The organism is Aliihoeflea aestuarii, assembly GCF_024105665.1.
In the GTDB taxonomy this organism is placed as follows: Bacteria; Pseudomonadota; Alphaproteobacteria; order Rhizobiales; family Rhizobiaceae; genus Aliihoeflea; species Aliihoeflea aestuarii.
The window spans coordinates 45,291-62,610 of record NZ_JAAAMK010000006.1 but is presented as its reverse complement, the minus strand read 5'-3'; the positions used below and the strand labels follow the sequence as shown (position 1 = coordinate 62,610).

Annotated in this window: 15 protein-coding genes; 11 read left to right on the top strand and 4 right to left on the bottom strand. The window is 64.0% G+C overall.

From position 1 onward, the window contains the following. Positions 1-28 precede the first annotated feature (28 nt). From GTW25_RS13300 to GTW25_RS13280, 5 genes are all read left to right on the top strand, one after another. Positions 29-310 (top strand): acyl carrier protein, encoded by a 282-nt coding sequence (locus GTW25_RS13300; protein ID WP_252912625.1) that lies wholly within the window; start codon positions 29-31, stop codon positions 308-310. Positions 311-325: 15 nt separating this feature from the next. Further along, positions 326-1,513 carry a beta-ketoacyl-ACP synthase gene (locus GTW25_RS13295; protein ID WP_252912624.1) on the top strand — a complete coding sequence of 396 codons (1,188 nt, stop codon included), beginning with the start codon at positions 326-328 and terminating at the stop codon, positions 1,511-1,513. 11 nt (positions 1,514-1,524) lie between these two features. After that, positions 1,525-2,793: a beta-ketoacyl-ACP synthase gene (locus GTW25_RS13290; RefSeq protein ID WP_252912623.1), complete on the top strand. Its 1,269-nt coding sequence runs from the start codon at positions 1,525-1,527 to the stop codon at positions 2,791-2,793. An 89-nt stretch (positions 2,794-2,882) separates the two neighbouring features. Then, complete coding sequence (locus GTW25_RS13285; protein ID WP_252912622.1) at positions 2,883-3,911, top strand: zinc-binding dehydrogenase; 1,029 nt, start codon at positions 2,883-2,885, stop codon at positions 3,909-3,911. Further along, positions 3,908-4,849 carry a lipid A biosynthesis lauroyl acyltransferase gene (locus tag GTW25_RS13280; RefSeq protein ID WP_252912621.1) on the top strand — a complete coding sequence of 314 codons (942 nt, stop codon included), beginning with the start codon at positions 3,908-3,910 and terminating at the stop codon, positions 4,847-4,849. The genes GTW25_RS13285 and GTW25_RS13280 overlap by 4 nt, the downstream gene beginning before the upstream one ends. A gap of 10 nt (positions 4,850-4,859) precedes the next feature. Here the strand turns inward: GTW25_RS13280 and GTW25_RS13275 are convergent, their stop codons facing one another. The 3 genes from GTW25_RS13275 to GTW25_RS13265 all read right to left on the bottom strand — a co-directional run bounded on the left by GTW25_RS13275 (position 4,860) and on the right by GTW25_RS13265 (position 9,709). Next, the gene (locus tag GTW25_RS13275) at positions 4,860-5,786 is read right to left on the bottom strand and encodes a dimethyl sulfoxide reductase anchor subunit family protein (protein ID WP_252912620.1); all 927 of its coding nucleotides are present in this window, start codon (positions 5,784-5,786) and stop codon (positions 4,860-4,862) included. A gap of 181 nt (positions 5,787-5,967) precedes the next feature. Next, positions 5,968-6,729: a 4Fe-4S dicluster domain-containing protein gene (locus tag GTW25_RS13270; RefSeq protein ID WP_252912619.1), complete on the bottom strand. Its 762-nt coding sequence runs from the start codon at positions 6,727-6,729 to the stop codon at positions 5,968-5,970. Positions 6,730-6,856: 127 nt separating this feature from the next. Further along, on the bottom strand, positions 6,857-9,709 hold the full coding sequence (locus tag GTW25_RS13265; RefSeq protein ID WP_252912618.1) for a molybdopterin oxidoreductase family protein: 2,853 nt from the start codon (positions 9,707-9,709) through the stop codon (positions 6,857-6,859). Between the two features lie 174 nt (positions 9,710-9,883). On the opposite strand from GTW25_RS13265, the gene GTW25_RS13260 reads away from it, so the two are divergent. From GTW25_RS13260 to GTW25_RS13240, 5 genes are all read left to right on the top strand, one after another. Next, positions 9,884-11,164 (top strand): acetylornithine deacetylase/succinyl-diaminopimelate desuccinylase family protein, encoded by a 1,281-nt coding sequence (locus GTW25_RS13260; protein WP_252912617.1) that lies wholly within the window; start codon positions 9,884-9,886, stop codon positions 11,162-11,164. A 94-nt stretch (positions 11,165-11,258) separates the two neighbouring features. Beyond that, positions 11,259-12,737: an ABC transporter substrate-binding protein gene (locus GTW25_RS13255; RefSeq protein ID WP_252912616.1), complete on the top strand. Its 1,479-nt coding sequence runs from the start codon at positions 11,259-11,261 to the stop codon at positions 12,735-12,737. Positions 12,738-12,965: 228 nt separating this feature from the next. Next, on the top strand, positions 12,966-13,913 hold the full coding sequence (locus GTW25_RS13250) for an ABC transporter permease (RefSeq protein WP_252912615.1): 948 nt from the start codon (positions 12,966-12,968) through the stop codon (positions 13,911-13,913). Beyond that, entirely contained in the window at positions 13,910-14,782 is an 873-nt protein-coding gene (locus GTW25_RS13245) for an ABC transporter permease (RefSeq protein WP_252912614.1), read from the top strand. Before GTW25_RS13250 ends, GTW25_RS13245 begins: the two co-directional genes overlap by 4 nt. Next, positions 14,779-16,401, top strand: a complete 1,623-nt coding sequence (locus GTW25_RS13240) for an ABC transporter ATP-binding protein (protein ID WP_252912613.1) — start codon at positions 14,779-14,781, stop codon at positions 16,399-16,401. Before GTW25_RS13245 ends, GTW25_RS13240 begins: the two co-directional genes overlap by 4 nt. On the opposite strand, the gene GTW25_RS13235 is transcribed toward GTW25_RS13240, so the two are convergent. Next, positions 16,402-16,761: a hypothetical protein gene (locus tag GTW25_RS13235; RefSeq protein WP_252912612.1), complete on the bottom strand. Its 360-nt coding sequence runs from the start codon at positions 16,759-16,761 to the stop codon at positions 16,402-16,404. It lies immediately after the preceding gene. Between the two features lie 94 nt (positions 16,762-16,855). Between GTW25_RS13235 and GTW25_RS13230 the strand changes: the two genes are divergently transcribed. Further along, complete coding sequence (locus GTW25_RS13230; protein ID WP_252912611.1) at positions 16,856-17,269, top strand: VOC family protein; 414 nt, start codon at positions 16,856-16,858, stop codon at positions 17,267-17,269. The last annotated feature ends 51 nt before the right edge of the window (positions 17,270-17,320 follow it).

Here is a 17,320-nt window from a genome sequence, read left to right as displayed (position 1 = left end):
TTCTTCAACCTCGATCGAGGGACATCAAGTGACAGCCACATTCGACAAGGTTGCCGATATCATCGCCGAAACGAGCGAGATCGAGCGCGAGACCATCACGCCGAAGAGCCACACGATCGACGATCTGGGCATCGATTCGCTCGACTTCCTCGACATCGTGTTCGCGATCGACAAGGAATTCGGGATCAAGATCCCGCTCGAAAAGTGGACGCAGGAAGTCAACGAAGGAAAGGCCTCGACCGAGGAATACTTCGTCATGGAAAACCTCTGCGCCAAGATCGACCAGCTCGTCGCCGCCAAGGCGGCCTGACGGGACGGCGGGCGCATGACAGCGAACGACGTCGTCATCACTGGAATCGGTCTGGTTTCCTGCCTCGGCGAAGGAACGGACACGCACTGGTCGGTGCTGTCGTCAGGCAACGCCAAAGCCGTCTTCGACGGCGAGCGCTTCGCGCCCTACACCGTGCACCCCCTGCCCCAGCTTGACTGGAGCCAACAGATTCCCAAGCGCGGCGACCAGCGCCAGATGGAAACCTGGCAGCGGCTCGGCACCTATACGGCCGGGCTGGCGCTTGCCGATGCCGGAATCAAGGACGACGAAGCGCTTTGCGCCTCGATGGACATGATCGTGGCGGCGGGCGGGGGCGAACGCGATACGAGCGTCGACGAAGCCATTCTCGATGCGTCGCTGACGCGCAACGACCGCGACCTCTTGGTCAATGAGAAGCTGACGACGGAACTGCGCCCGACGCTTTTCCTCGCGCAGCTCTCCAATCTGCTCGCCGGCAACATTTCCATCGTCCACAAGGTGACGGGCTCCTCGCGTACTTTCATGGGCGAGGAGGGCGCGGGCGTAGCCGCGATCGAGACGGCCGCCGCGCGCATCCGCTCGGGCCAGTCCTCGCACCTTCTCGTCGGCGGCGCTTTCCAGACCGAACACCCGGACATGCTGCTCGGCTACGAACTGGGCGGCTATCTTCACCGCAAGCGCTGGAAGTCCGTCTGGCAACGCGGCGCGAACGACGGCGGCGGCGTCATCACCGGATCGGGCGGCGCGTTTCTCGTGCTGGAATCCCGCGATCATGCCGAAAAGCGCGGTCGCACGGCCTATGCCCGGATCGACGCGGTCGCGTCCGGGCGGGCGCGCCGGCAGGACACCGATTTTGCCGCGGCCGTTTCCGGCTTGTTGCGCTCATTGCCCGATGTGGACGGAACGGAACTCGTCATTTCGGGCGCATCCGGCGCGCATGCCGCGACCGGCGCCGAACGACTGGCGTTGCGCGAACAGGGCAGCCACGCGGTCCGCGCCTTCTCGACGCTGACCGGCCACATGAAGGAAGCGCAGTTTCCGTTCGCGGTCGCGCTCGCCGCGCTGGCTTTGACGAACGACGCGGCCTATCCGCCCTTCGATCCTGAAAACGAGACACCGGCCTCCAGATCTCCCGAACGCGTCGTCGCCACCGCGATCGGCTACAATCGTTTCGAGGGCGCGGCGTCCCTTTCGAAGGCGTAGAGGAGATCGACGTGAAGACCACGGATCATCTGGGACGTCCTATCGTCGCCGTCACCGGCATCGGCGTCGTCACGTCGCTCGGCCAGGGCGTTACGGACAATTGGACGGCGCTCACCTCAGGTCGCTCGGGCATCCACCCCATCGCGCGCTTTCCGATCGACCACCTCGCCACCACCATTTGCGGGACGGTCGACTATCTCGATTCGAGCAGCAAGGGCGCGTCCGCGCTGACGCTGGAACTGGCGGATCTGGCAGCCGACGAGGCGATCGGCGCATCCGGCATCTCGCGAAGCGCATTCGACGGACCGCTATTCCTCGCCTCCCCGCCCGTCGAGCTCGGCTGGCAGGATCGCCTGTCGCTCTACGCATCGGACGACGAGGAACAGGGCTACCAGCGCCTCCTGAAGGTCGCGCGGGAACGGTTGACCGCGAGGGTCTTCGAGGACGCGCAATTCGCCACCATCGCCGACCGGCTGGCCGACAAATACGGCACGCGCGGCATGCCGATCACGCTGTCCACGGCCTGCGCCTCGGGCGCGACCGCGATCCAGCTCGGCGTCGAGGCGATCCGGCGCGGCGAATGCGAGCGTGCGCTGGCCATTGGCGCGGACGGTTCGGCAACGGCCGAGGCACTGATCCGGTTTTCGCTTCTGTCCGCGCTGTCCACGGCAAATGACGACCCCACGAAAGCTTCGAAGCCATTCTCCAAAGATCGGGACGGCTTCGTGCTGGCCGAAGGTGGCGCGGCGCTCGTTCTGGAATCGCTGGAAAGCGCGAAAGCGCGCGGCGCGACGGTGCTGGGCGTCCTGCGCGGCTGCGGGGAAAAGGCTGACGATTTTCACCGCACGCGCTCCAAGCCGGACGGCTCGCCTGCCATCGGCGCGATCCGCGCGGCGCTCGACGATGCCGGCCTCGGCCAGGACGGCATCTCCTACGTCAACGCGCACGGCACCTCGACGCCCGAAAACGACAAGATGGAGCATTTGTCGCTCTCGACCGTCTTCGGCGACCATTTGAAGCGCATGCCCGTCTCGTCCAACAAATCAATGATCGGCCACACGCTCTCGGCCGCCGGCGCCGTCGAAGCGGTCTTCTCGCTCATGACGATGCGCGAAGGCGTGCTGCCGCCGACGATCAATTACGACAATCCCGACCCGGCGATCGATCTCGACGTCGTGCCCAACGTCAAGCGGGACGCCGATGTGAAGACGGTCCTGTCGAATTCCTTTGGGTTCGGCGGCCAGAATACGTGCCTTGTCATGGCGCGCGAACCGTTCTAGGTGGCCTTTTCCAAGACGCGGGCTCAGTTTGCGCCCGATTTTGCCCCCTCTGGCACTGTCCTGCTTCGTTTGGCTAAGTGAGGAATTTCATGCGCGCATTGCAACTGATCGAGGATCGCCGCCTCGAAACCGTCGACATTGCCGAGCCCGGTGCGCCCGGCCAGGGTGAGGTCACGCTGCGCATCCGCGCCGTCGCGCTCAACCATATCGACGTGTGGGGCTGGCGCGGCATGGCCTTCGCCAAGCGCAAGATGCCGATTACCGTCGGTGCGGAAGCCTCGGGCGAGGTCATCCGGGTCGGACCGGGCGTCTCCAACCTTCGTGAAGGACAGCTCGTCTCGATCTACGGCGCGCGGACCTGCGGCCTTTGCAAGGCCTGCCGGGAAAAGCGCGACAATCTGTGCGAACACGTCTCGGGCGTCCACGGCTTCCATCTCGACGGCTTCGCGCAGGAAAAGATGAACCTGCCGGCGCGCCTTTTGGTCCCGGCCCCGCCCGGCGTCGACGAGATCGGCGCGGCGGTCGCGCCCGTCACCTTCGGTACGGTCGAGCACATGCTGTTCGACAATGCGAAACTCCAGCCGGGCGAGACGATCCTCATCCATGCGGGCGGTTCGGGAATCGGCTCGGCCGCGATCCAGCTTGCCAGGCGCATGGGCTGCACGATCATCACCACCGTCGGTTCCGACGCCAAGATCGAGAAGGCGAAGGCGCTGGGTGCCGATCACGTCATCAATTATCGCGACGACCGCTTCGAAGGCGTGGTGCGCAAGCTGACGAAGAAAAAGGGCGTTGATGTCGTCTTCGAGCATGTCGGCGCGGACACATGGGCGCGCTCCATGCTGTGCATGAAGCGCGGCGGGCGGCTCGTCACCTGCGGCTCGACCTCCGGCGTGTCGACCTCGATGAACCTGATGCAGCTTTTCCAGCAGCAACTGAAAATCCTCGGCTCCTTCGGCTGCCGGATGGAGAACATGGCGGATGCCATGCAGAAAATGGCCGCCGGCCACGTTTCGCCGGTTATCGACACGGAAGTCGATTTCGACGGCATCGACACCGCCTTGCAGCGCATGGAAGGCCGCGATGTCTTCGGCAAGATCATCCTGCGCGTGTCATGAAGGGCGACCGGCTGCCGGGCTTCCTGCGGCCGCTGGCCTATCGGTTCGCCGGCGCGCTGAAGACCGCCGAGCACTGGACGACCGCGCGGCTGGCGATGGGTATTCTTTGGGGGCTGCGCAAGCTGCCCGCCGACAAGGCGCTCGATTTTGCTGACCGCACGGCGCGCCGGATCGGCCCCAAGGTCAGCCGCCACAAGGTCGCCATCGACAATCTGAGGCGCGCCTATCCTGAAAAGAGCGAAACCGAAATCGCCGAAATCGCCTCCGACATGTGGGGCAACATGGCGCGGCTGGCCGCCGAATACGTCTTTCTCGACCAGATATTCGATCACGAGCCGGGCATGCCGCCGGGCCGGACCGAGGTGATCGGCGAGGAGATTTTCCTGCGCATCCGCGAGGAGAAACGCCCGCACATCATCTTCACCGCGCATTCGGGAAATTTCGAACTTCTGCCGATCGCGGCGGCGGCCTACGACCTGCCGGTGACCGCATTGTTCCGCGCGCCGAACAACCCGTATATGGCCGAATACATCCTCAACACGCGCCGCGACACGATGGGCGACCTGCTCGCCTCGCGCGCAGGGGCCGCCTTCGCGCTCGCCCGCGTGCTCGACAGAGGCGGCAATGTCGGCGTTCTGGTCGATCAGAAATTCCACAAGGGCCAGAAAACGACCTTCTTCGGGCGCGAATGCCGCACCAACCCGCTGGTCCCGAAGCTTGCGCGGCAATTCGAGTGCGACGTCTATCCGGCCCGCTCGATTCGTTTGCCGGGCAATCGTTTCCGGTTGGAACTTCAGGACAAGATCGAACTGCCGCGCAACGAAGCCGGCGCAATCGATATCCATGCAAGCTGCCAGATGATGAACGACATCGTCGAAGGCTGGGTGCGCGAGCATCCCGGCCAGTGGATGTGGTTCCACAAGCGCTGGGCCGACTGAGTTTTACGTCTCACCGTCCGTAGTAATTCATGACGGCATGGCGCGCCTCGGCGAAAAACAGCCAGCGTTCCACGAACACGCCTGCGAAATGCGCGATCACGGCAAGCGTGACGAACGTGATGGCTACTGCATAAGCGGCGGCACCCGCAACCAATGTCAGCATCAGCAAGACGACGGGAACGACGCCGCCGAGCATGTAGCTCATCTGGACGAGCTTGGCCGCGTGCTTGCGCGCGATCTGGAACCCCATTTCCCGGGTCAGATAATTGTCGTTTGTGTGCGGCCGCTCGAACAGGCGCACCTCGCCGATGAAACCGAGACCCGTCGCGCTTTCAGGCGTGGACAGCGGCTGCATCCTTTCCATCCGTCGCCGCCAGCGCGACTTCACGGCCCATGCGGCCGCAAGGAAAATTACGGACAGAAACATCAGGAACAGCACGCCCGAACCGCTGATGACTGCGAAGACGACACCCAGCAAAGCACCGCCCGCTCCCGAAAACAACAGATAGGTGGCTGGGGTCAGCCGCGTGTGCCATGCCTGAACGGACTTCATCGAGGCGTAGATCATCGACGTGCAGTAGACGGTGATACCGGACATGATCGCGCCGATGATCCCCGGCAGCGGCAAGTAGCGATCGTGGAAGATTGCGCCGTAGGCTGCGATGCAGAGCGGGATGAAAGTCGCGATCGCCAGCACGCCCTCGCGCGACAGCCAACTCGTTCGCCATTGCGATAAGGCCCGCCACGCGCGTTGCGGATTGCCCAGATGGAGCGTCGAGGACGCAAGCCCGCCAGCGATCAGGAACAGCGCAAGGATGTGCGCGATCTTGGTGGCGACGAACTGCGGGTCGAGAAGACCGAAGCCGAGAACCGCCGCAAGCCCATACCCGAAACCGGAAAGCGTAGTGAAAACGATGATGGAAAGCGCGGGGTGCATCAGATCGTCCGAAAAACTGTTAATGCTGCGGCCCTTACGCGCCCCCCTCTGTCCAGCCGGACATCTCCCCCGCAAGTGGCGAGATTAGCCTGCATCGATGACGAGCGTGATCTCCCCCCATGCGGGGGAGATGTCCGGCAGGACAGAGAGGGGTAACTTAGAGAACTGCTGTTTCCGGCCATCAGATTCGCTCCAGCATACCGTCGAGCCACGCGAAGAAACCGCTGGCGGCGGGCGAGTTTTCCGCGAGCGGCATCGCGCTTTCGGCCAACGGCTTTCGCGGGCGCGGCGGCAGATATTTGTTGACCGGTTTCGTCCCCTGCTCCGGCATAAGGTCGATCCCGCCGCGCGCGGCGACCATCTTCGAAACACCGGAGGTGGGATCGGCCAGATCGCCATAATGGCGCGCATTTGTCGGGCAGGTGCGCACGCAGGAGGGAACGCGGTCCACTTCCTCCATCGTCTCGTTGTAGATGCGGTCGATGCAGAGCGTGCATTTCTTCATGACGCCGGCGGCGACGTCCATCTCACGCGCGCCGTATGGACAGGCCCATGCACACAGGCCGCAGCCGATGCACATATCCTCATCGACCAGCACGATGCCATCGTCGGCCCGCTTGTAGGACGCGCCGGTCGGGCAGACCGTGACGCACGGTGCGTCTTCGCAATGCAGGCAGGACTTCGGGAAATGCACGATGCGCGCATCGCCCGCTTCGCCAATCTTTTCAGCGCCTTCCGGAAGGACTTCGAAGGAGTGAATCCGGTTGAGGAAGGTGCCGGACACATCGGCGCCGTAAGGGTCCTGGTCGGACAGGGCCGCGCCATAGCCGCCCGTGTTCCATTCCTTGCACGAAACGACGCAGGCATGGCAGCCGACGCAGATGTCGAGATCGATGACGAGTCCGAGCTTTTTGGGGGTTGGGAGAGAGGGAAGCGAGGTCATGCGAACGCCTCTTCGCTTACGGCAGCGAACAACCCCCACTCCGACCCTTCGGGCCACCTCTCCCCCAGGCGGGGGGAGAGGTGGAGGCGAAGCGGACGGCGTACGGGTGATTGGCGCAAAAATTCTATCATGCGCTCCACTCCTGCCCGTAGCGCAATTCTTTCGGCGGCTCGGTCCTGCGGCTCTGGGCCGCCATATGCGGTTCGCTGATTTCGCCCGGCTCGGCCTTTTCGATCCGCACGCGCAGATCGTACCAGGCGGCCTGTCCGGTGATCGGATCGGAGTTCGACCAGCGCATGCCGTCGCCCTTCGGCGGCAGCAATTCGTGGATCAGATGGTTGAGCAGGAACCCCTTGCGCGCCTCCGGTACATCCTTGTCCAGCGCCCATGCTCCGCCACGCTTGCCGATGGCGTTCCACGTCCACATCGTGTCGCGATTGACGACGTTCGACCGCGCGACCGGCACCTTGATGCGGCTGTGATGCGAGATCAGCCAGACCCAGTCGCCGTCTTTCAGATCGTGCTCGTCGCAGATCGCGCCGGGCACATAAAGCAGGTTCGCCGTGTGGATCTGGCGCAGCCACGCATTCATCGAACCCCACGAATGATACATTGCCATGGGGCGCTGCGTGATCGCGTGATAGGGAAAATCGCCAGCCGCCACCGCCGCTTCTTCCAAAGGCGCATACCATGCCGGCAAGGGCGTGAAGGCGGCAAGGATGCGCTCGCGATGCTCGAGCGGCGCGACCGGCTCGCGCACGCCCTCAGCCGACAGGCGAAACTTCTGCAGGATTTCCGAATAGAGTTGGAACGTCACCGGTTGGGGCTTGTCGAAGAAGCCCATTTTCACGGCGAAGTCCTGATAGGCTTGGTTTGCGTGTTTGAAATAGAGCGCGTCTGCCGGAATATGGGCCGAAAAGAACGAGCCGTTGGCGATGTAGCGCTCGATCTGATCCGGGTTGATCGCGCCGCGACCGGCCCTGTCACCGTCGCTTCCTCGAAAGCCCGCCAGCGGGCCGATGCCCGGCCGGCGCTCGTGACGGACGATATAGTCGGCATAGTCCGCGTAAATCGCTTTGCCGTGATTATCCACGAAACCGGGCAGTTTCAGCCGCGCGCCGAGATCGATCAGCACGCTCTGGAACGCGCGCACCCCTTGATGTCCAGGGCGGTCCGGCTCGACCACCGGCCAGCGGATCGCGTCATTGACCGAGTCCGGCTCCGAAATCGGACGGTCGAGCAGCGAGATGCAGTCGTGGCGTTCGAGATAAGTCGTGTCGGGCAGAACGAGGTCCGCATACGCGACCATCTCGGACGAATAGGCATCCGAATAGATGATCTTCGGGATGCGGTATTCGCCGGTCTCCTCGTCCTTTTCCTCCAGCATCTTCATGGTGCCGGCCGTGTTCATGGACGAGTTCCAGGCCATGTTGGCCATGTAGAGAAAGAGCACGTCGACCGGATAGGGATCGCCCGCATGCGCGTTGGCGATGACCATGTGCATCAGGCCGTGCGCTGAAAGCGGTGCATCCCAGGAGAACGCCTTGTCGATGCGGGTCGGCTTGCCGTCTTCGTCGATCAGCAGGTCCTCGGGTCCGAGCGGGAAGCCGAGATGCGGACCGGAGAGCGGCTGGTTGGAGCCGAAATGCTCGGCCTTTCCGTGCGGGCGCGGATGCGCCTCGACGGGCTTGGGATAAGGCGGCTCGAAGCGGAACCCGCCGGGGCAATCCACCGCGCCGATCAGCACCTGAAGCATGTGCAGCGCGCGCGCGGTCTGGAACCCGTTGGAATGGGCCGAGATTCCACGCATGGCATGGAACGACACGGGCCGCCCAACGAAGCTTGCGTGCCTGACGCCGTTGACGTCGGTCCAGGGCTGGTCGATCTCGATCGCCTCGTCGAAGGCGACGCGGCCGATCTCGGCGGCAAGGCCGCGGATCGTTTCCGCATCGATGCCGGTTTCACGCGCGACGGCTTCGGGGGCGTATTTCGGGTCGAGATATTCGCCGGCCAGAAGCTCGAATGAGGGACGCGCGGCGCGGCCGTCGGGAAGCGTATAGCGTCCATGGAGCGCCGGGCGCGCGCCTTTCGTGCCGGCCGGGACCGCATGTTCCGTCACGCTTTCGAAGACAAGCGGCCGCCCTTCCCCGTCGCGCGCGAAGAGGCCGTGATCGGCGCTGCCGGGCGCGTCGACGACCAGCCATGGCGCGTTCGAATAGCGCATCAGATAGTCCACATCGATGCGCCGGGCCTTGAGGAGTTCGTGGACGAGCGAGAGGATCAACAGACCGTCCGTGCCGGGCCGGATGCCGATCCAATTGTCGGCGACGGCCGAATAGCCGGTGCGCACGGGATTGACCGAGACGAAGCGGGCGCCCCGCGCCTTCACCTTCGAAATGCCGATCTTGATCGGATTAGAATCGTGATCCTCGGCGACGCCGAACAATACGAACAGCTTCGTCTTGTCCCAGTCCGGCTGGCCGAATTCCCAGAACGCGCCACCGATCGTCGTGATGCCGGCCGCCGCCATGTTGACGGAGCAAAAACCGCCATGGGCGGCATAGTTCGGCGTTCCGAACTGTTGAGCCCAGAAGCTCGTCAGCGCCTGCGACTGGTCGCGGCCGGTGAAGAAGGCGAGCTTTTTCGGATCGCGCGCGCGCACCGGTCCCAGCCACTCGACGGCGAGAGCCAAAGCCTCGTCCCACGAGATTTCCTTGAATTCGCCCGAGCCGCGCGGACCGGTGCGCAACAGCGGCGCTTTCAGGCGCGCCGGCGCATAATGCTGCATGATGCCGGCCGACCCCTTCGCGCACAGGACACCCTTGTTCACCGGGTGGTCGCGGTTGCCCTCGATGTAGCGGACCTTGCCGTCCTTCAGATGTACATCGATGCCGCATCGGCAGGCGCACATGTAGCAGGTCGTCTTGCGCACCTCGTCGGAGACCGGACGGGACAGGTCGAGATGATGGTGGGTTGTCATGAGCATCCTTCTCTACCCGTGAACTCTTACAGAAGACGCTATGCCAAGAAAACGGTTCTGCACGAACGTTCATGCCTTGACGTGCGGCCATCCCGTTAAAAATTGCTGGTCCAACAGTGGGAACCGCCGATGCCCACTTGCCAAACGCCGCAGGACGAGGCTCACTTTATGTCAATGAACGACCATCTTATGAGAGCGGTTCAGGACCGCACCACCGACCTCGTCGCACTGACGCAGGACCTCATCCGCTATCCGACCGTCAACCCGCCCGGCGAAGCCTACCGGCCGTGCGCCGAATACATCGCCCGGCGGCTTAAGCGGAGCGGCTTCGAGGCCGAATTCGTGCGCGGCGAAGGCACGCCGGGCGATTCGGATCATTATCCCCGCACCAACGTCATCGCGCGATATGACGGGCGCGGGCCGGGCGCGACTGTTCACTTCAATTCACATATCGACGTCGTCGAGGCCGGACATGGCTGGAGCGTCGACCCGTTTGCCGGCATCGTGCGGGACGGGCGCGTCTACGGGCGGGGCGCATGCGACATGAAAGGCGGCCTTGCCGCCTCGATCATCGCGGCGGAAGCGTTTCTGGCCACCTATCCCGATTTTTCAGGCGCGATCGAGATTTCGGGGACCGTGGACGAAGAATCGGGCGGCTATGGCGGCGTCGCCTATCTGGCCGGCAAGGGCTATTTCTCCAAGCCGCGTGTCGATCACGTCATCATTCCCGAACCGCTGAACAAGGACCGCATCTGCCTTGGCCATCGCGGCGTTTGGTGGGCCGAGATCGAGACCAAAGGGCGCATCGCGCACGGCTCGATGCCGTTCCTCGGCGATTCGGCGATCCGCCACATGGGCGCGGTCCTGCACGCCTTCGAGGAAGAGCTCTTTCCCGCGCTCGACCAGAAGCAGACGCGCATGCCGGTCGTGCCGGAAGGCGCGCGGCGGTCGACCATGAACATCAACTCGATCCATGGCGGGCAGACCGAGGACTTTTTCCCCGGCCTGCCCTCGCCCAATGTCGCCGACACCTGCCGAACGGTCATCGACCGCCGTTTCCTGCTCGAGGAAGACATTTCGGAGGTCAAGAGCGAGGTGACGTCCATCCTCGAACGGCTGAAGCGCGACCGGCCGAAGTTCGACTATGCGATCCGCGACCTGATGGAAGTCCTGCCGCTGATGACGGAGCGCGACACGCCTGTCGTCGAGGCAGTGGCGACCGGCATTCGCGAAATCTTCGGCAAGGAGCCGGACTACGTCATCTCGCCGGGCACCTACGACCAGAAGCATATTGCGCGCATCGGCCATCTGCATGACTGCATCGCCTACGGTCCCGGCATCCTCGACCTTGCCCACCAGCCCGACGAATGGGTCGGCATCGACGACATGGTGGAATCGGCAAAGGTGATGGCGGTCGGGCTCGACGTGATGCTGCGCGGTGCGGCAGTGCGATAGGCGATGCCGCACCGCGAAAGCCGATTTACTCGGCTTCGGATTCAAGGTTTTATCGCAGCCGGTTCCGTGTCGGGCCGTGTATCGGGAGAGAAACATGAAGTTCATCGTTCCAGTGCTCGCAGCCGCGGCCATCGCGCTCGCATCCGGTACGGCGCTCGCCCAGCCGCGCACCGACCTCGTCCTCGGCGTCGTTCTCGAGCCGCCGCATCTCGACCCGACCGCCGGCGCGGCCGCCGCAATCGACGAGATCGTCTACGCCAACGTCTTCGAGGGGCTGACGCGCATCGGGCCGAGCGGCGAGGTCCTGCCGGCACTCAGCGAAAGCTGGGAAATCTCCGATGACGGTCTGACCTATACATTCAAGCTGCACGAAGGCGTGACCTTCCACGACGGCGCGCCGTTCACGTCGGCCGACGTCGTTTTCTCGCTCGACCGCGCGCGGGCCGAGGATTCGACTAATGCGCAAAAGGGATTATTCGCCGCCATCGAAAGCGTCGAGGCGACCGATCCGGCCACAGTCACGGTGACACTGTCGCGCCCGCAGGGTGGGTTCCTCTACAATATGGGCTGGGGCGACGCGGTGATTGTCTCCGAGGCATCCGCCGGCACCAATACGGAGAACCCCGTCGGGACCGGCCCGTTCCGCTTCGAAAGCTGGGCGCGCGGGTCGTCGATCGTGCTGGTCAAGAACCCGGACTATTGGGGCGACGAAGTGGCGCTGGAGCGCGCCGAGTTCCGCATCATTCCCGATGCGGCAGCCGCCGTTCCCGCGATGCTGTCGGGCGACATTCAGGCATTCCCGATGTTCCCGCCGGACGCCTATGAGCAGGTTCAGGGCGATCCGCGCTTCGAAGTCGTCATCGGCTCGACTGAGGGCGAGACGCTCCTGTCGATGAACAATGGCCGCGAGCCGTTCGACAATGTCGAGGTGCGCCGCGCCATTTCCTACGCCGTCAACCGCGACGAGGTGATCGCCGGCGCGTCGAACGGCCTCGGCACGCCGATCGGCTCGCATTTCTCGCCCGCGAACGCTGCCTATGTCGACCTGACCGGCACCTATCCCTACGATCCCGAGCGGGCGAAGGAACTGCTCGCCGAGGCTGGGCTTGCCGATGGGTTCAGCGCCACGATCAAACTACCGCCGCCGCCTTACGCTCGTCAGGGCGGCGAGATCATCGCGGCACAGCTTCGCCAGGTCGGCATCAATCTCGAAATCCAGCCGGTCGAATGGGCGGACTGGCTTTCGACCGTCTTCACCGACAAGGACTATGATCTCACGATCATCTCGCACACCGAGCCGAACGACATCGATATCTATTCGCGCCCGGATTATTATTTCGACTACCAGAACCCGGCGTTCAATGAGGTCATCGCTGAACTGGATGTGACGGCGGACGAGGCGCAGCGCAACGAACTTTACGGGCAGGCGCAGGAAATCCTCGCCGAGGACGCGCCCGTCGTCTTCCTTTTCCAGTTGCCGAAGGTTGGGGTGTGGGACGCCAAGCTCGAAGGGCTTTGGGAAAACATGCCGGTTCAGGCGAACGATCTGACCAAGGTTCACTGGACGGAGTAGTCGGGAAAGCCCACGCAGCTTGAGCCTTACGTTGCCCCCCTCTGGCCTGCCGGCCATCTCCCCCGCAAGGGGGGAGATTAGTCTCGCCATCGCCGCGCGTGATCTCCCTCCTTGCGGGGGGGCCGAAGCACGGGCTGAGACACATGGCTCGGGCCAGGGCGGCCGGCAGGCCAGAGGGGGGCGCGAGCAAACTCGGTCTTTCCGCTGCGGGGAAGTTGCGGCACCCCGATGACCCTCTTCCTTCTCAAGCGCATCGCGATCGGGCTCGTCACCTTGCTGGTGGCGTCCATGATCGTCTTTTCGGTCATGGAAATACTGCCGGGCGATCCGGCCCGGCTGATGCTCGGCATGAACGCGACGCCCGAGGCGCTCGACGCGCTGCGCGAGCAGATGGGACTGAATGCTCCGGTCGTGGAGCGCTATATCTCATGGGCCGGCGGCATGCTGACGGGAGATTTCGGCCGGTCCTTCACTTACCGCGCGCCCGTGATCGATCTGATTGCGGAGCGCGCCGTCGTCTCGGTGCCGCTGGCGCTGATCGCGCTGACGCTTTCGACGGCGATCGCGATTCCGGTCGGCATCTTCGCTGCCGCGCGGCGCGGCAAGCTCGGTGATACCGTGTCGATGGGCACCGCGCAGATCGGCGTGGCGATCCCGAATTTCTGGTTCGCGTTGCTTTTGATCTACGTCTTCGCCGTCTGGCTGCGACTGGTGCCCGCGGGTGGTTTTCCCGGTTGGTCGGGCGGCGTATGGCCGGGTCTCAAGGCGCTGATCCTGCCCTCGATCGCGCTTGCCCTGCCGCAAGCGGCGATCCTAGCCCGCGTCACGCGCTCGGCCATGCTGGAAGTGCTCGGCGAGGATTATATCCGCACCGCCCGCGCCAAGGGCATGCCACGTCGAAAGGTGCTGTGGCGGCACGCGCTGCGCAACGCGATGATCCCCGTTCTGACGATCCTCGGCCTGCAATTCGCCTTCCTGCTCGCCGGCACGATCATCATCGAGAACGTGTTCTACATTCCCGGCCTCGGCCGCCTCGTCTTCCAGGCGATCACGCAGCGCGACCTGATCGTCGTCGAGGGCGTCATCATGCTTCTCGTCGCCAGCGTCATTCTCGTCAACATCCTCGTCGATGTCGCCTATGCGCTGGTCGACCCGCGCCTGCGAGCGCGCTCATGAGCACGGAGCCCACCTCCCCTCCGGTGGAAGGCGCCGCGCATTTCGTGCGTGCCGCCTTTTCCAACGTCTCGTTCGTCACCGGTTTCGCGACCACCGTCCTCATCGCGGCGATGGCGCTCGTCTCCTTCATGTGGACGCCCTACGATATCACCCTCATTTCAATCGCGGACAAGCAACTCACTCCATCGGTGCAGCACCTGTTCGGCACCGACCATTTCGGCCGCGACATCTTGTCGATGATCATGGTCGGCGCGCGCAATTCGATCGCCGTCGCATTCGTCGCCGTCGGCATCGGCATCGGCGTGGGCGTGCCGCTCGGCTGCTGGGCGGCGGCGCGCGGCGGCTGGATCGACGAGGTGCTGATGCGCTTCAACGATCTCGTCTTCGCCTTTCCCGCACTGTTGTCGGCCATCATGATCACCGCGATCTTCGGCCCCGGCGCGGTCAACGCCATCATCGCGATCGGCATCTTCAACGTGCCGGTCTTCGCGCGCGTGGCGCGGGCCGGCGCGATGGCGCTGTGGCCGCGCGAATACATCCTGGCCGCGCGGGCCTCGGGAAAGTCGGCGACGCTGATCACGATCGAGCACATCCTGCCCAATATCGCGTCGATCCTGCTGGTCCAGGCGACGATCCAGTTCGCGCTCGGCATTCTGGCGGAAGCCGGTCTGTCCTATCTCGGGCTGGGCGCGCAGCCGCCGATGACGAGTTGGGGACGCATGCTTTTCGACGCGCAGACGCGCATGATGGGTGCGCCGCATCTGGCGATCTTTCCCGGCCTTGCCATCGTCGTCACCGTGCTTGGCCTCAACCTTCTCGGCGACGGCCTGCGCGACGTGCTCGACCCGCGGCTGAGGCGCGCACGATGAGCCTCCTCGAAATCGAAAAGCTCGACCTCTCGATCGGCAAATTCGAGATATTGAAAGGCGTCGACCTGACCATCGAGCAAGGCGAGGTTCTGGGGCTGGTCGGCGAATCCGGTTCGGGCAAGTCGATGACCGCGCTGACGCTGATGCGTCTCCTGCCTGACCTTGCGCACGCCTCCGGCCGCGTGACCTTCGACGGCGTCGACATTCTCGGCGCGCCGGAAGCGGCGATGAACCGGCTGCGCGGCAACGAGATCGGTATGGTGTTTCAGGAGCCGATGACGGCGCTGAACCCGGTCAAAACGATCGGCGAACAGGTCGCCGAGGGCATTCGCTGGCATGCGGGCGTCAACCGGAAAGACGCCGATGACCGCGCACGCGCGATGCTGGACCGGGTCGGCCTGCCGGAATCGAAATTCCCGCTGTCGCGCTATCCGCACGAATTATCCGGCGGCCAGCGCCAACGCGTCGTCATCGCGATCGCCTGCGCGCTGGAACCCAAGCTGCTTGTCGCCGATGAGCCGACGACCGCGCTCGATGTGGTCTTGCAGGCACAGATTCTCGACCTTTTGCGCGACCTCGTCGACGAACGGAAAATGGGTCTCCTTCTCATCAGCCATGACCTTGCCGTCGTCGCGGACATGGCGGAGCGGGTCACCATCATGCGTCATGGCGAAGTGATGGATTCAGGCGAAACGGGCCGTATCCTGACCGAAAAGGCGCATCCCTATACGCGCCAGTTGGCCGAAGCCTCGACCCATGTGCCGGAGCGCACCCCGTTGGCGGATGGACGTTCGGAGCGGCCATTGCTGGAGGTTCGGGACGTGACGCGCGATTATGCCGGCCGTCGGCGTTCGCTGTTTTCGAAACCCGAGCCGTTCCGCGCCGTCAGCGGTGTTTCGTTCGCGCTGCACGAGGGCCAGTCCATGGCGCTCGTCGGTCGTTCAGGCTGCGGCAAGTCCACACTTGCCCGCATGATCCTCGCGCTTGACCGACCGACATCCGGGTCGATCCGTCTTTTCGGCGACGAACTGACGACGAAATCGGAGAACGATCTGCGCCCGGCCCGGCGCAACATGCAGGTCGTGTTTCAGGACCCCTACGGCTCGTTCAATCCGCGCCACAAGGTCGAACGGCTCGTCGCCGAGCCACTGCATCTTCTGGAAACCCAGCCGTCGCGGTCGGAACGGCGCGAGCGCGTCGCGCAGGCACTGGCGGAGGTTGGACTGTCGGCGGGCGACATGGACAAGTACCCGCATGAGTTTTCCGGCGGCCAGCGCCAGCGTCTTTCGATCGCGCGCGCGCTGATCACGCGGCCCAAGCTGATCGTCGCCGACGAGCCGGTTTCGGCACTGGACGTCTCGATCCGCGCGCAGATACTCGACCTCTTCGCCGATCTGAACAGCCGTCTCGGCGTCGCCTATCTCTTCATCACGCACGATCTGATGGTGGCGCGCGCGATCACCGATCAGGTGATGGTGATGCACGAGGGCGAAATCGTCGAACGCGGGAACACAGCTTCGGTGCTCGACAACCCGCAATCGGAAGCAGGAAAAATGCTCGTCGCCGCCTCGCCCGATCTGGAACGCGCGCTCGAGCGACGCCGGTTTGCGCGCGTCTGATCAGTCCGTCTCGTCAAGTGCCAGAATATCGAGAACGCGGATGCGCAACCGGCGCTGATGGGGGCTCAAGAGCGGGTCCGACGCAGTGAAATCGAGAATCTCGCTCACTATCGATTTTCGCTCCGCCTCACCGAGCGCCCGCAATGCGCCGATGATGCCGGCCGAACCTTTCGCGGGACGATAGGCGTCCAGTTCACGCGCCAGCATCTCGCGCTCGGCAGGGTCGAGCCCGAACCTGTCATAGGCCCGCTCGGCAAGCAGCGCGAACTGCTCGCCGCGTCCTCCCTCATGGAGCACGATCATGAGGACGAGAAGCATCTCGACCGGCATCGTCAGATCCTGTTCGGCTGTTAAGCGCATCAACTCCCCGTCGAATGATCTTACGCTGGCTTCAAACGCATGGAAATGGCAGTCTTGAGGCCGAGGTCAAGCTTTCGGAAAGGGAGGACTTTTCATGAGCGCAGTGGAGGCACCCCGCATATTCGCGACCTTCCGGTTCAAGGATGCAAGTCGCATGATCGACTGGCTGGTCAAGGCGTTCGGCTTCACCATTCACGCGAAATATATGGACGGCGAGAAGATCGCCCATGCCGAACTCGCCTTCGGCTCCGCGATGATCATGTGCGGCGAGAACCGGGACGATGCTTACGCAAAGACGGTCGGAAAGCCCGAGGCACAGGGCGGCAAATCGCTCTACATCGCCGTCGAGGATGTCGACGCCCTTTTCGAGCGCGCCAAGGGCGCGGGCGCTGAAATCGTGGAAGGACCGACCGAGCAGGACTATGGCAGCCGCCAGTTCATCTGCCGCGATCCGGAAGGCAATGTGTGGTGCTTCGGCACCTACTGGCCGAAGCTGAGCGACGCCTGACGCGATCTGGCGCACATCGACTTGGCGTTTCGCGCACAGGCTTTCCGTTGC